Origin of the sequence: Streptomyces sp. NPDC048504 (assembly GCF_043200035.1) — a bacterium.
Taxonomy (GTDB): domain Bacteria; phylum Actinomycetota; class Actinomycetes; order Streptomycetales; family Streptomycetaceae; genus Streptomyces.
Genome location: NZ_JBICXA010000001.1, coordinates 262,713 through 277,074, shown reverse-complemented (window position 1 = coordinate 277,074; position 14,362 = coordinate 262,713). Strand labels below are relative to the sequence as shown.

The window sequence follows — 14,362 nt, the reverse complement described above, 5'->3', positions numbered from 1 at the left end:
TTCACCGGGAGCGCGGAGGCAATGGTTAGGGATACACTCCTTAGGGGTGTATCCCTAACCGTTCAGGAGGGTGCGTGCAGCGTCACGCAAGGCCGGACAAGCCGTCCCGTCTCTTCGACCGCGGCGCCGAATGGGACGCGCTCAGCGCTTTCGTGAACCGGCCGCTGCCCCATGCCATGCTCGGCATCGTCAGCGGCCGACGGCGCATGGGGAAGACGTATCTCCTGCGGGCGCTCGTCGAGCAGTGCGGGGGCTTCTACTTCGGGGCCACCGCCGGAACCGAGGCCGAATCGCTCCGGCAGTTCAGCACGGCCCTGGCCGAGCACCAGGGTTCTCCGGTGCCCTTCACCTTCGCGACCTGGGACGACGCGATCTCGTTTCTCTTCGGTCTCGCCGTGCCGGGGCGCGGGGCCAGCCCGTTCCTCGTCGTCATCGACGAGTTTCCGTATCTGGTGAAGGTGGCGCCGGAGCTTCCCTCGCTCATCCAGCGCGTGATCGACCGCTTCCAGGTGGACGAGAGCGGCATGAGGCTCCTCCTCTGCGGTTCGGCGATGTCCGTCATGGGAGGGCTGCTCGCCAGCACCGCGCCCCTGCGCGGCAGGGCCCAGCTCGAACTCGTCGTACGTCCCTTCGGCTACCGGGCCGCAGCGGACTTCTGGGATGTCTCCGACGATCCCGCGCTCGCCGTACGGCTGCACTCAGTGGTCGGCGGCACTCCCGCGTACCGCCGTCAGTTCCTGGCGGACGACATCCCCGCCGGTCTGGGGGACTTCGACGACTGGGTGTGCCGGACCGTCCTCTCGCCGTTCAGTCCACTCTTCCGTGAGGCGCGCTACCTGCTCGCCGAGGAGGCCGACATCCGTGACACCGCGCTGTACCACTCGGTACTCGCGGCGGTGGCACAGGGCAACACCACACGAGGCGGCATCGCGGGCTACATCGGCCGCAAGTCCGTCGATATCTCGCATCCGCTGAACGTCCTGGAGGACAGCCACCTGCTGGCCCGCGAGGCGGACATCTTCAGGGCCGGAAAGTCGCAGTACCGCATCACCGAGCCGCTGATCAACTTCTATGAGGCGGTCATGCGTCCGGCCTGGGCGCGGCTGGAGAGCGGACAGGCGGCGGAGGTCTGGGCACAGTCGGCGGAGCGCTTCGCGGCGCAGGTCGCGGGACCGCATTTCGAGGCGATGTGCCGGGAGTACGTGCTCGGGCCCGGGCGATCCCTGCTGAGTACGTCGTTGGGCGAGGTCGGCAGCGGTGTGGTGGCCGACCCGAAGGAGCGCCGGCAGATCGAGATCGATGTGGCCGTCGTCGAACCGGGGTCCGGCGCCGGCAGTCCCGCGGTCACGCTGCTGGGCGAGGTGAAGTGGGCGACCGTCATGGGGGTGAACCATCTGGAACGTCTCGGGCGGGCCAGGGAACTCCTTGCCGGCCGGGGCATGGACACGACGCGGTGCGGGCTGGCGTGCTTCAGCGCCGTCGGCTTCAGCGACGCTCTCCGTGCCCGGGCCGAAGGAGGCGGTGTGCTGCTGATCGGCCTCGACGAGCTGTACGGCCGTGCGACGCCGACGGCGCTGACGCCCTGAACGAACCCCGCCGCTCACCAACCCTGAGACGGGCGCGAGCGGCGGGGGGCCGGAGAGATACGGCTACTACCCGGATACGGCTACGAGTGCGAAGCCCGCCGGCGACGCGTAGCGACCACGATCGCCGCCCCGCCCGCCAGCAGGACCGCCGCCCCGCCGACCAGCGCGCCGGTGTTGCTGCCGCCGCCGGTCTCCGCGAGGTCGCCACCGCCGCCGTTGGGCGAGGGGGCTGCCGCAGGAGTGGTCGACTCGGAGGTGGCCGGGGTCGGGGTGGCGGACTCCGGGGTCGACTCGGAGGCGCTCGGGGTGGGGGTCGAGGACTCCGAGGCGGGCGGGGTGGACTCCGGGGCCGACGGGGGGACCGAGGCCGGGGCCGAGGGGGACGGGGGCTGGGACTCGGTGGTCGTGCAGTCCTTCGTGCCGCCGTTCCAGGCCGCGATCAGCTTGTCCTTGATGACCGTGTGGTCGGGGCCCTTGGGCAGGTCGCCGTGGACGAGGCCGTCGCCGGCGGCGGGGTTGCCGTCGAACTTGACCGCACCCCGGTAGAGGTCGATCTGCGCGAAGCAGCCCTCGTCCGGCACCGCGATGTCGAGGGAGTCCGTCTGGCCCTTCTTCACGGTGACCGTGTCGAAGTCGACGAAGACCTGCTGGCCGGAGGTGGCGAACGTCGGGCCGTGGGCGATGTACGAGGCGAGCGAGGCGGTGCAGGTGGAGGCGTCACCGGCGGTGCGGACCTTGATGTGGATCTTGCCGTCGTCGGTGGGCTTCAGGTTCTGGTCGTCGACCTTGACCGAGGGGAAGAAGTCCGTGCCGTTCAGCGAGAACTGGCAGCCCTCGGTCTCGGTGACCGTGCCGGCGCCGGAGCCCGGCTGGTAGTGGCCACCGGACTCCCAGCCGTCACCGCCACCGCCGTGACCACCCGTGGCCCAGGCCCCGGACGCCGCGCCGACGGAGGCTGCGGCGAGGGCGAGAGAGGCGGCGCCTGTCCCCAACAGGCGACGCACAGTGACACGACTCGCTATGGACATACTTATCCCATCTTGGCCTGGCAAGGAGTGGAGGAGCTGAGCAGCGAAGGAAACACCGGGCCCATTGGTCACATGCGCCACAGCGTGTGCACATCGTGGGTCCACCGGAAGATGACTGTCAACTTCCGTCAGCGCAGCGGGAATTCATAAGGAGACCACGTGACCGACCTGTCCTCCCGTGACCCGAACTGGTGGCGTCAAGCCGTCGTCTACCAGGTCTATCCGCGCAGTTTCGCCGACGCCGACGGTGACGGGCTCGGCGACCTCAAGGGCATCACCCAGCGCCTCGGTCATCTCGCCGCGCTGGGCGTCGACGCGCTCTGGCTCAGCCCGTTCTACCCGTCCGAACTCGCCGACGGCGGCTACGACGTCGCCGACTACCGCGACGTCGACCCGCGCCTGGGCACGCTCGACGACTTCGACGCGATGGTCGCCGAGGCCCACCGTCTCGGCCTGAAGGTCATGGTCGACATCGTGCCCAACCACACCTCCCGGCTGCACAGTTGGTTCCAGGAGGCGCTCGCCGCCCCGGCCGGTTCCGCCGCCCGCGACCGTTACGTGTTCAGGGAAGGGCGCGGCGAGGACGGTCAACTCCCGCCCACCGACTGGCCGTCGGTCTTCGGCGGCAGCGCGTGGAAGCAAGTCCCGGACGGGCAGTGGTACTTGCACCTCTTCACGCCCGAACAGCCCGACCTGAACTGGGACAACGAGGAGGTGCGGGAGGACTTCCGCAGCACGCTCCGGTTCTGGTCCGACCGGGGCGTCGACGGCTTCCGCGTCGACGTCGCCCACGCGCTCGCCAAGGACCTCAACGAGCCGTTGCGCGACATCGGCCCCCTCGCGGCGAACTCCGAGGCCGTCCTCGACGACCTCCCGCCCGGCAGCCACCCCTACTACGACCGCGACGAGGTCCACGCGATCTACCGCGACTGGCGGCGTACGGTCCTCGACACCTACACCCCGCCCCGCATGGCGGTCGCCGAGGCCTGGGTACCGGCCGCCCGCCGCGCCCTGTACGCCCGCCCGGACGAACTCGGCCAGGCCTTCAACTTCGAGTACCTGGAGGCTGGTTGGGACGCGGACGAACTCCGCGAGGTGATCACCGGCTCGCTCGCCACGGCCCGCGCGGCAGGCGCCTCGGCCACCTGGGTGCTGTCCAACCACGACGTCGTACGCCACGCCTCGCGCCTGATGCTGCCACCGGGCACGGACCCCAACAGCTGGCTCCTGTCCAACGGCCGCACGCCGCCCGTCGACACGGCGGCGGGCCTGCGCCGCGCCCGCGCCGCGACCCTGCTGATGCTGGCGCTGCCCGGTTCGTCGTACGTCTACCAGGGCGAGGAACTCGGTCTGCCCGAGGTCGCCGACCTGCCCGTCGAGGTCCTCCAGGACCCCATCTGGGAACAGCAGGGCCACACCCACAAGGGCCGCGACGGCTGCCGGGTCCCCCTGCCGTGGACTTCGACCGGGCCGTCGTACGGCTTCGGGTCGGGCCCCGCGTGGCTGCCGCAGCCGGCGAGCTTCGCGTCGTACGCCGTCGAGGCACAGGACGGGACCGAGGGCTCGACCCTGGAGCTCTACCGCACCGCACTCCGCCTGCGCCGCAAGCTGCTCGAAGGCGAGGAGCTGACCTGGGCCGCGGACAGCCCGCCCGGGGTGCTGCGCTTCGCGCGCTCCGACGGCTGGCGGTGTGTCACCAACCTGTCGGACGTGCCGGTCGCCCTGCCGCCGGGGGAGGTGTTGCTGAGCAGCGAACCGGCGGCGGGGGACGGGCAGTTGGGACCCTCGGCACTCTTGGCACCGGACACGACCGTGTGGCTGGGGCTGTAGCGGGATCACCCCACGGTCGGGGTCTGGCTGGCGCTGGGTGACGCCTCGCCCGGGAGGACCGGCGGCTGGGTGGTGCTGTTCACCGGCGGGGTGAGCACCACCTCCGGCTGGCCCGCGGCCGGGGGCGGCGGGGTCAGGTCCGTGGCCGGCAGCTTCGGCGGGGTCGTCTCCTGGAAGAGGACCTGGCTGAAGTTGACCAGGCCGGTCTCCTCCATCACCGTGATGTGGTCCAGGACCGTCGCGTTGGCCTGGTTGGCGAGGATCCGAACGAGCGTGTTCTCGGTCGTGGAGCGGATCTTCGCGATCGTGTTGAAGATCGAACCGTGCGTCACGCGCAGGATGTTGGCGAAGTCCGTGTCGAACTGCTTGCCGCTGTCGCCGTTCAGGGTGTTGATGAACCCCTGCTGCTGCGGGCTGGGCTGGTTCGGGATCGTGATGTTGAGCATGGGCGCGATCTTGCGGACGGTCGAGTCCAGCGCCGCGTGCCCGTCGATGAGGTGCTTGCTCGCGGTGATGACCGCCGGGCTCGCCCCCTTCTTCAGGCCTATCTGGCCGACGGGGTACTCCCACAGCCCCGCCGCGCGCACCTTGACCACGAAGTCCCGGTCGGCCTCGGTCAGCGGCCCCCACTGCGTGTTGGCGATCACGCGCGTGGCCGAGCTGGAAACCGTGGTCACACCCAGCATCGCCGGATAGGCCAGTGCGACGAGGGTCAGGCTGAGGGCACCGCCCACAACCATCGTTCCCGTCGCGTTCCGCGAAAAGCGCACCGTACCTCCTGTGTCATGGACCGCCCGTCGGCGGTACGGACAGTCAGAAGTACGGATCGGGGAGGCGCTCGAAGTCTTTTGTTTTGGTAAAGCCGGAGTGGGGCGCGTCACAAGTGACGGACAGCAACTCCGGTTGCCGCCCGGGTCCTTGTGGCTGTCGTACGGCCGCACCGGCCGGATAGATTCCGGAGAATGCGCACCCTTTCCCCGGCCGCCCGCGCGCTCGCCGCCCGCTGCGAACCGCGGGTGAACGCGCTGGCCCGGCGCATGACCCGTACCGTCTTCGAGGATCTGCACGGGTACGCGGAGCTGCCCGCCGAGGTGAAGGACGTCGAGATCACGGCGACGGCCCGGCACGGCCTGCGCGGGTTCCTGCGCACCGCGGCCGCCGGACAGCCACTCCGCCCCACGGAGGACGGCCTGCGGTACTTCCAGGAACGCGCCCTCCAACGCGCGGAAGAGGGCATCCCCCTCCAACTCCTCCTGGGGACCTACACCTCCGGCGCCCACGTCCTCTGGCCGGCCCTCACCGACGCGGTGACCGAGAGCTACCTCGACGGACAGGCCGCCATCGCGGCCGAGCGTGGTGAGCAACGCCGGTCGCCGGCAAGGGCGTCGCTGGAGGGGGCGGGACCGTTCGACGCGATCGAGGGTCCGGTCCTGGTCGTACACCTGCGGTTCGCGGCCCGGCAGCCCGGCGGTGTCGCGCTACGGCGACTCGTGCGCCGGGTGCAGACGGCCCTGGACCGGGTGTTCGGCACGGAGGTACCGGCGTTGCTGGACGGCAGCGGCGGCCACGCGCTCGTACCGGGCCGTACGGAGTTGCCGGACGCGGCGACGGCCGTACTGCGGGAGGCGGCGGGCCCGGGACTCCGGCCGGCCGCGACGGTCGCGGAGAGGACCGAGGACATCCCGGACGCGGCCCGCGTCGGCACGGAGATCGTGCGGGTGGCGAGGGCCTGCGGTCACGCGCCCGGCCCGCACCACCTGGACGACGTACTCCTGGAGTACCACCTGTCCCGCTCCAGCGCGGGCAGCGCCCGCATCGCGGCACTCCTCGATCCCCTCGCCGGCCGCCAGGACCGCAGAGCCACGGCCCGGGCCCTCGGCCTCCACCCCAACTCGGTGGACTACCGGCTGGCCCGCATCACCGAACTGACCGGCCTGGACCTGGGCACACCCCGGGATGCGGCGCTGGCGTCGGCGGCGCTCCTGCTCGGTCCGCGTCAGGCGAACTGACCGGGCTGGTAGTCGCCGGCGGGCATCGTGAGCATGACGTTCATGCGGTTGAAGCTGTTGATGAGGGCGATCAGGGAGACGAGCGCCATGAGCTGCTCCTCGTCGTAGTGCTTGGCCGCGTTCTGCCACACCTCGTCCGACACCCCGCCGGCCGCGTCCGCGATACGGGTCCCTTCCTCGGCCAGCTCCAGCGCGGCGCGCTCCGCGTCGCTGAACACGGTCGCCTCGCGCCAGGCGGCGACGAGGTTGAGCCGCACCGCCGTCTCACCCGCGGCGGCCGCGTCCTTGCTGTGCATGTCGGTGCAGAACCCGCACCCGTTGATCTGGCTCGCGCGCAGCTTCACCAGTTCCTGCGTGGCGGCGGGCAGCGGCGAGTCGTCGATGACCTTGCCCGCGGCGATGAAGTGCTTCAGGGCCTTGCCGGCGACGGGGCTGGCGAAGGGGTTCAGTCGGGCACCCATGGTGGGCTCCTCTGTTCTGTCGTGGCTGTTGCTTACACAGCTCTGACGGAACGGGCCCCTGGGAATGTGACAGCCCTGAATGTGAGTCGGCTCTCGCTCCGGCCCCGCGGACGCCACCGGTGCGGCGCCACAGCTGCCCGCCTACGCCGCCACGGCGGCCACTCCCAGCGCCGCCCGTGCCGTGGCGATATGGGCGAGGCCCTCCTTGGCCGCCCGCGTCGCCTCCGCGTACTCGTCCGCCGTGTGGGCCGCGGACAGTCGGGCGCCGGCGGCGCGGTGGCACTCGGCGGCGTCGGTCAGGGCCCGGGTCGCCGTTTCGCCGGCTCCGGCCCAGATCCTCGCCTCGGGGACCGACAGGCTCGCGCCGAGGCGGAGGACCCAGCCGCTGGCCTCGACCTCGGCGTCCAGGTCGGACAGGTCGGAGTCGCCGCGGGCCCGGCGCGAGCGACGCTGTACGACGACGGCGAACGCCGCCCCGGCGATCAACAGCAGTGCGAGCAGCACGACGTATCCCATCGCTTCCTCCAGGCCTTCACATGGTCACGGGCCGGGCGGATCCGGCCCCGTACGTCCATGACACGCCCTGCCTCTGTGCAGGCACATCGATATTCCTGTGCGTCGGCTGCGAGGTTTCCATGGCGGGGAGCCGGCGGAAGGCACGGGAGGCGTGGCGGACGTACGGGGCCGGGACGGGGCGTGCCTTCGTCAGCTCGCCGAGGCCGAGGGCGAAGCCGACGGTGACGCCGACGTGCTCGGGCCTCCCGGACCGCCCGGGCCTCCGCCGCCCTCCCCTTCGTTCGTCTCGTCCGGCGCCACCCCCAGCGTCAGGCGCGCCCGCACACCCCGTCCGATGCGCCGCCGGTCGTACTGGAGGTACAGCAGGCCGCCCTCGTGGCCGTTCTGCGGGTAGATCCCGTCCTCGGTGAGCGTCGTGCGGGTCGCCGTGTTCGAGACGTACGGCTCCAGGACCGACGTCGCGATGACCGACTTCTCGTCGAAGAAGAGCTGGCCGGTGTGGCAGGTGTGGCCGCCTTCATAACCGGCGTCCGTCCACTCACCGTCGACATGCACCTTGACGTGGATGTGGACGCAACGGCCCTGGTACCAGCCGGGGAAGACCGTCTTGAAGGTGACGTGGCCGTGGCGGTCGGTGTGCCAGGTGCCGCGCAGGAAGCGGTCGTCGTCGGTCGGTTCCTGGTGGCCTCCGCCGCCACCGGGCGGGCCGCCCGTGGGGGTGCCGGTCGGGGTGCCGGAGGGCGGTGCGCCGGTGGGGGCCGGGCCGCCGCCTCCGCCGGTCGACTCGTAGCCCGAGTAGACGCCCGTCGCGTTGCAGTGCCAGATGTCCACGGCCGCGTTCCGCAGCGGTCTGCAGGTGTCCGCGTCGATCACCGTGAGGTCGAGGGTGAGCGGGATGCCCTCCTGATCCTCGGTGACGTCGCGGCGGATCTTGTCGGCGTCGATGTAGTACGGGCCCTCGACCAGTTCCGAGGTGAGCGTGTAGCAGGTGTCCCCGGTCGGGGTCGGGGGCGCGGTGGTGGCCTCCTGCGCCGAGGCGCTCACCGACAGCGCTCCGGCGACGCCCACCGCCGTCACCGCCACACCGCCGGCCACCAGGACCGTACGACGCGCCAACTGGCCTTTGTCTTCTGGGACTTCGGAGTCCGTGGGGGGTTGAGAATCCATGGGGGGTACTCGGGAATCCGTCATGCCCGGGACGCTAAAGGCGCCCGGCGTGACATGAACATGAGAATGCGCTGTGAATCCTGTGCGCATACGAAAGGGGCTCGAAACCGACGCCGGTTTCGAGCCCCAACTACCTACGTGTTGCTCCTACTTCGGCTGCGGCTTCCGCACCGACAGGTGCAGCTCACGCAGCCGCGTCTCGTCCAGCTCCGTCGGCGCGCCCATCATCAGGTCCTGCGCGTTGCCGTTGAGCGGGAACGCGATCGTCTCGCGGATGTTCGGCTCCTCGGCGAGCAGCATGACGATGCGGTCGACGCCGGGGGCGATCCCGCCGTGCGGCGGGGCGCCGAAGCGGAACGCGCGCAGCATGCCGGCGAACTGCTCCTCGACGGTGTCACGGTCGTAGCCAGCGATCTCGAAGGCCTTGAGCATGATGTCGGGCTCGTGGTTCCGGATCGCGCCGGAGGACAGCTCCACGCCGTTGCAGACGATGTCGTACTGCCAGCCCAGGATGTCCAGCGGGTCCTGGGTCTCCAGGGCCTCCAGACCGCCCTGCGGCATCGAGAACGGGTTGTGCGAGAAGTCGATCTTCCCGGTCTCCTCGTCCTTCTCGTACATCGGGAAGTCGACGATCCAGCAGAAGCGGAAGACGCCCTCCTCGAAGTGCCCGGCACGCTTGGCGGCCTCGACGCGGACCGCGCCCATGATCTTCGAGACCTCTTCGAACTCGCCCGCGCCGAAGAAGACGGCGTGACCGGCGGCCAGCGACAGGCGCTTGGTCAGCTCGGCGACGTTCTCCTCGGTCAGGAACTTCGCGATCGGGCCCGTCAGCGAGCCGTCCTCGGTGACGCGGACCCAGGCCAGGCCCTTCGCGCCGAGGGTGACCGCGAAGTCGCCGAGCTGGTCGAAGAACTTGCGGGGCTGCGCAGCGACGTCCGGCACCGGCAGCGCGCGGACGTGCTTGCCGGCGAAGGCCTTGAACTCCGAGCCCTCGAACACGTCGGTGATGTCGGTGAGTTCGAGCTTGGCGCGCAGGTCCGGCTTGTCGGAGCCGTACTTCAGCATCGACTCGCGGAACGGGATGCGCGGGAACGGGGAGGTGACCTCCTGGCCGCCGCCGAACTCCGTGAACAGCTCCGTCATCAGCTTCTCGATCGGCTGGAAGACGTCTTCCTGCTCCACGAAGCTCATCTCGACGTCGAGCTGGTAGAACTCGCCCGGCGAGCGGTCCGCGCGGGCGTCCTCGTCACGGAAGCAGGGCGCGATCTGGAAGTAGCGGTCGAAGCCGGAGATCATCAGCAGCTGCTTGAACTGCTGCGGCGCCTGCGGAAGGGCGTAGAACTTGCCCGGGTTCAGACGGGACGGGACCACGAAGTCGCGCGCGCCCTCGGGGGAGGTCGCGGACAGGATCGGGGTGGCCATCTCGTTGAAGCCGAGGGCGACCATCTTCGAGCGGATCGAGGCGATCACGGAGGACCGCAGCATGATGTTGCGGTGCATGCGCTCGCGGCGCAGGTCCAGGAAGCGGTACTCCAGACGCCGCTCCTCGTTGACCCCGTCCTCGGTGTTGATCGTGAAGGGGAGCGGGGCGGCGGCGCCGAGCAGCTCGACCTCGCCGACCTCGACCTCGATCTCGCCGGTCGGCAGATCCGGGTTCACGTTGTCCGTGCCGCGGGAGACGACCTTGCCGTCGACGCGGACCGTCGACTCCTTGGTCACCTTGTCGAGGGCCTCGTACGCGGGCGTGCCGGGGCGGGCGACGAGCTGCGTGATGCCGTAGTGATCGCGCAGATCGATGAAGAGGATGCCGCCCAGGTCTCGGCGATTGTGCAGCCAGCCGCTCAGCCGGACGTCGGTGCCGACGTCAGAGGCGCGGAGCTCGCCGCAGGTGTGGGACCTGTACCGATGCATCGTCGTTCATCCAGCCTTCGCGGATCGGGGAGTGTTTCACGTGAAACGTCCGGGGCCGGAGCCCGGACGTCCCAAGGGTACCGGCCACCCATTGATCGCCTCCCCACCATTAACGCAAGGCTCCCTCGGTGGCAGGTTTCGATCTCCTCTTCTTAGAGTGGGGCAATGCGCACTGGTGAGCCCCTGCCCGCCGTGGGGGAGGTACTCGCCGCCCTCGCGACCGGTCTGTGGCACTGGGACACCGCCTCGGAGCTGGTCACGGTGGACGCCGAGGCCGCACGGCTGCTCGGGCTGCCCCCCGAACAGACCACCCTCACGGAGGCCCAGACCCGGGCCCGACTCCACCCCGTGGACTGGAACGAGATCACGGGGGTCATCGGGCTGGCCGTCGCCGAGGGCACCCTCGCCGAGGTCCGCATCCGGATCATGGACGAGCGCGGCCGGGTCATCCGCGTCGTCCGCAGCCGCTCCAAGCCGTCCTACAACCCCGAGAAGCGGTCGTACGAGCTGATCGGCACCCTCCAGGAGGTCACCGAGCCCACGCCGGGCACACCGGCCGGGCGGACGGCGGTCACCGGGGACTGGCGGCGCTCCCGCGAGGCGTTCCTGCTGGACGCGGGCCGGGCGCTCGCGGAGGCGCGGTCCACGGCGGAGGTGCTGCGGGTCGCGGCGGGCCTCTCGATGCCGGGCTTCTCACCGGACGGCCTCGCGGTGTTCGGCGTATCGGGCGACCGCCTGACGATCGTCGGCCATCACGGGCACCAGCCGGGCGACGAGGACCCGTTCTCGCACATGTCGACGATGACGGACTACCCGGCCGCCGAGGTCGTACGGACGGGCCGTGCCGTCTATCTGTCCACGCCGGAGCAGTACAAGGAGCGCTACCCGGTCACCTGGCCGCTCGCCCAGCACTTCCACCGGCAGTCCTGGGCGTTCCTGCCGCTGACCGTGGCGGGCCGGACGATGGGCGCCTGGATGGCCGCCTTCACCTACCCGGTCGCCTTCACGCCCGACGAGCGGTCCGTCCTCACCACGGTCGCCCGGATGCTCGCCCAGGCCCTCTCCCGCGCCGGTGTCGCCGAGTCCGAGCGCGAGCTGACCGACGGGCTCCAGCGCTCGATGCTGCCCACGCTGGGCCCGGAGATCCCGGGCATGAGCGTCGCCGCCCGCTACATCCCGACCGGCGGCGGACTCCAGGTCGGCGGCGACTGGTACGACATGATCCCGCTGCCTGGGGGCACCCCCTCCGGGGGAGGCCGGATCGCCCTGGTCATCGGTGACGTACAGGGCCATGACGTGCGCGCCGCCGGGCTGATGGGCCAGCTCCGCATCGCCCTGCGCGCCTACGCCTCCGAGGGCCACCGGCCCGACGCGGTGCTGTCCCGCGCCTCCCGTTTCCTGCACGGCATCACCAACGGCGACGCGGAGAAGGCCGACCCACGCTTCGCGACCTGCCTGTACGTCGAGGCCGACCCGGCCACCGGGGTCCTGGAGATCGCCCGCGCCGGCCATCCCGACCCGGCGATACGCATGGCGGACGGGACGGTGCTGATGCGGCCCACGGCGGGCGGGCTGCCGCTCGGCATCGACCCGGACGCCGACTATCCGACGACCACGCTCGCCCTGGAGCCCGGCGAGACCATGCTGATGTGCACCGACGGGCTGATCGAGACCGGCGGCCACGACCTGGAGACGGGCTGGCAGCGCATCCGGACGATCCTGGAGGAGCACAAGGGCGACCTGGAGGAACTCGCCGACGCGCTCGTCCAGGCGGTCCACGGACCCTCCTCTCACCACACCACCGGCCCGCTCGCGGACCGCCGCGAGGACGACATCGCCGTACTCCTGCTGTCCCGCGAGGGCGAGGCCTGCGGCTGCGGCGACACGACGACCGTCCCCCCGAAGATCCGCCGTACGGTGCTCACCGTCGCGCAGGCCGAGCCCGAGCGGATCGCGGTGGCCCGGCAGCAGCTGCGCGAACTCCTCCACGACTGGACCGGCGCCGACCAGGTCGACTCCGCTGTCCTGCTCGTCTCCGAGATGCTCACCAACGTCCTCGTCCACACCGACGCCGACGCCCTGCTGACCGCCGAGGTGACCGGCGAGCCCGGTGAGCGGCGGATGCGGGTCGAGGTCACGGACGCCGGCGACGATCTCCCGCACAAGCGCCACCCCGGCGAACTGGCGTCCTCCGGGCGGGGGTTGCTCCTCATCGAACTCCTCGCCGAGACCTGGGGCGTGGACCCGAGGGGCGAGGGCAAAAGCATCTGGTTCGAGCTCTACGAGTCCGACGGCGACGGGGACACCGCGGGCGACGGCCCGGGCGGCGTCTCGGAGTTCGGGTCCTGGGACGCGTAACGCTCCCGCAGTTCGTGGACGACCCCGAAGGCGGCCGCGGTCAGCGGCACCGCGAGCAGCATGCCGAGGATCCCGGCGACGGACGCGCCCGCGGTGATCGCGATCATCACCACCGCCGGATGCATCTGCACGGTCCGGCTCTGGATCATCGGCTGGAGCACATGCCCCTCCAGCACCTGCACGGCGAGAACGACCCCGAGGGCCCACAGCGCGATGACGACACCCCGGTCGGCGAGCGCGACCAGCACGGCGACCGCGCCGGAGAGGAAGGCGCCGAGGTAGGGGATGTAGGCACCGACGAAGACCAGCGCGGCCAGGCCGAACGCCCCCGGTACGTCCAGGACGAGCAGCCCGATGCCGATGCAGAGGGCGTCGATGAGGGCGATGACGGTGGTCCCCCGCATGAATCCCTCGACGCCCTCGAAGGCACGGCGGGCCATGGCCTCGACGAGATCGGCGGTGCCGTGCGGCGCGAGCGAGCGCAGCAGCCCTGCGGCCCGGTCGGAGTCACGGAGGAAGAAGAAGACGAGCAGCAGTGCCAGTACGGCCATCGCGATGGTCTCGCCGACGACACTGACCCCGCTGATGACGTTCGAGGCGGCCGTCCCGCCGAACTTGGTGAGCAGTTCCTTCGCGTTGGAGGCCAGGTCGTCCACCGAGGTGCCGGCGGCCCCGAAGTGGTCGGCGAGGGAGTTCCCCGCGTCCTTGAGCGAGGACACGATCTGGTCCCCGGTGTCGATCAGCGCGGCCACGACGATGTACACGGCCCCGCCGACCACGGCGACGACCGCGACACAGGTGATCATGGCGGCGACCGACCGGTTCACGTGCGCCTTCACCAGCCGCCGGTACAACGGCCCGAGCAGTGCGGTCCCGAGCAGGGCGAGCAGCACGGGCGTCACGGCGGTCCGCAACTCGGAGCAGAGTCGGATCCCGACGTAGCCGACCCCCGAGACGAGCAGGATGACGGCGCACCAGGCGGCGAGGCGCCGGACGGGAACGGGGAGGAGCTGCACGGTCCCAGCCGACCACGCATCGGGCGGGCCGTCCCGCCGGGACGGCCCGCCCGAGTGACGCGAGAAGCACCCCTAGGGACTCAGCAGGTGGGGCCCACCGCGTCGATCCGCGTGCCGAAGTTGGTGTCGTAGGCCTTGGCGTAGTCGCCGGAGACGACCGGCCGCTTCTCCTGGGGGCTCCAGTCGATGAAGCAGGCGTTGGCGTTGGCCTTGAAGGAGTACACGTGGTCGTGCAGGTTGGACGGCATGTCCCGGTACCCGGAGGCGGGGCTCCATCGCCAGGGGGTGCCCGAGTAGTTCCTGTCGTGCCAGAAGCAGATCTCCCCCGCTCCGCAGTTCTCGTCCGCGCGGTGCTGCGCGGCGCTTGCCGCCTGTCCGGTGGAGGTGGCGGGGGTACGGGCCTGAGAGGGGCTGGCCGCGCCGGTCAGGGCGAGACAGGTGGCTGCCATGGCGACGGCCAGAGTCATGCGGATACGCACG

Annotated in this window: 12 protein-coding genes; 4 read left to right on the top strand and 8 right to left on the bottom strand. The window is 70.8% G+C overall.

Annotation, left to right across the window (positions count from 1 at the left end; genetic code table 11):
• The first annotated feature begins 74 nt into the window (after nucleotides 1–74).
• Nucleotides 75–1,586: an ATP-binding protein gene (locus tag ACGFY9_RS01260; protein WP_393750733.1), complete on the top strand. Its 1,512-nt coding sequence runs from the start codon at nucleotides 75–77 to the stop codon at nucleotides 1,584–1,586.
• Nucleotides 1,587–1,666: 80 nt separating this feature from the next.
• On the opposite strand, the gene ACGFY9_RS01255 is transcribed toward ACGFY9_RS01260, so the two are convergent.
• On the bottom strand, nucleotides 1,667–2,614 hold the full coding sequence (locus ACGFY9_RS01255; protein WP_393750731.1) for an LAETG motif-containing sortase-dependent surface protein: 948 nt from the start codon (nucleotides 2,612–2,614) through the stop codon (nucleotides 1,667–1,669).
• Between the two features lie 159 nt (nucleotides 2,615–2,773).
• Here ACGFY9_RS01255 and ACGFY9_RS01250 point away from each other — a divergent pair, with 159 nt between their 5' ends.
• Nucleotides 2,774–4,444 (top strand): glycoside hydrolase family 13 protein, encoded by a 1,671-nt coding sequence (locus tag ACGFY9_RS01250; RefSeq protein WP_393750729.1) that lies wholly within the window; start codon nucleotides 2,774–2,776, stop codon nucleotides 4,442–4,444.
• Nucleotides 4,445–4,449: 5 nt separating this feature from the next.
• Here ACGFY9_RS01250 and ACGFY9_RS01245 read toward each other — a convergent pair whose 3' ends face one another.
• The gene (locus tag ACGFY9_RS01245; RefSeq protein ID WP_393751741.1) at nucleotides 4,450–5,178 is read right to left on the bottom strand and encodes a DUF4142 domain-containing protein; all 729 of its coding nucleotides are present in this window, start codon (nucleotides 5,176–5,178) and stop codon (nucleotides 4,450–4,452) included.
• A 228-nt stretch (nucleotides 5,179–5,406) separates the two neighbouring features.
• Between ACGFY9_RS01245 and ACGFY9_RS01240 the strand changes: the two genes are divergently transcribed.
• On the top strand, nucleotides 5,407–6,453 hold the full coding sequence (locus ACGFY9_RS01240) for a helix-turn-helix domain-containing protein (RefSeq protein WP_393750727.1): 1,047 nt from the start codon (nucleotides 5,407–5,409) through the stop codon (nucleotides 6,451–6,453).
• Here the strand turns inward: ACGFY9_RS01240 and ACGFY9_RS01235 are convergent.
• The 4 genes from ACGFY9_RS01235 to aspS form a co-directional block, all read right to left on the bottom strand.
• Entirely contained in the window at nucleotides 6,441–6,914 is a 474-nt protein-coding gene (locus tag ACGFY9_RS01235; protein WP_393750725.1) for a carboxymuconolactone decarboxylase family protein, read from the bottom strand. The genes ACGFY9_RS01240 and ACGFY9_RS01235 overlap by 13 nt on opposite strands.
• Before the next feature lie 141 nt (nucleotides 6,915–7,055).
• Nucleotides 7,056–7,430 (bottom strand): hypothetical protein, encoded by a 375-nt coding sequence (locus ACGFY9_RS01230; RefSeq protein ID WP_393750723.1) that lies wholly within the window; start codon nucleotides 7,428–7,430, stop codon nucleotides 7,056–7,058.
• A gap of 189 nt (nucleotides 7,431–7,619) precedes the next feature.
• Nucleotides 7,620–8,597 carry an intradiol ring-cleavage dioxygenase gene (locus tag ACGFY9_RS01225; RefSeq protein WP_393750722.1) on the bottom strand — a complete coding sequence of 326 codons (978 nt, stop codon included), beginning with the start codon at nucleotides 8,595–8,597 and terminating at the stop codon, nucleotides 7,620–7,622.
• Nucleotides 8,598–8,744: 147 nt separating this feature from the next.
• A complete protein-coding gene (aspS, locus tag ACGFY9_RS01220) occupies nucleotides 8,745–10,508 on the bottom strand; it encodes an aspartate--tRNA ligase (RefSeq protein ID WP_393750720.1) in 1,764 nt (587 codons plus the stop codon).
• Nucleotides 10,509–10,673: 165 nt separating this feature from the next.
• Between aspS and ACGFY9_RS01215 the strand changes: the two genes are divergently transcribed.
• Entirely contained in the window at nucleotides 10,674–12,866 is a 2,193-nt protein-coding gene (locus tag ACGFY9_RS01215; RefSeq protein ID WP_393750718.1) for a SpoIIE family protein phosphatase, read from the top strand.
• Here the strand turns inward: ACGFY9_RS01215 and ACGFY9_RS01210 are convergent.
• Both ACGFY9_RS01210 and ACGFY9_RS01205 read right to left on the bottom strand, forming a co-directional pair.
• Complete coding sequence (locus ACGFY9_RS01210; RefSeq protein WP_393750716.1) at nucleotides 12,788–13,882, bottom strand: AI-2E family transporter; 1,095 nt, start codon at nucleotides 13,880–13,882, stop codon at nucleotides 12,788–12,790. The two genes, ACGFY9_RS01215 and ACGFY9_RS01210, sit on opposite strands and share 79 nt — an antisense overlap.
• Before the next feature lie 80 nt (nucleotides 13,883–13,962).
• Nucleotides 13,963–14,361: a peptidase inhibitor family I36 protein gene (locus ACGFY9_RS01205; RefSeq protein ID WP_393750715.1), complete on the bottom strand. Its 399-nt coding sequence runs from the start codon at nucleotides 14,359–14,361 to the stop codon at nucleotides 13,963–13,965.
• Between the last annotated feature and the right edge of the window lies 1 nt (nucleotide 14,362).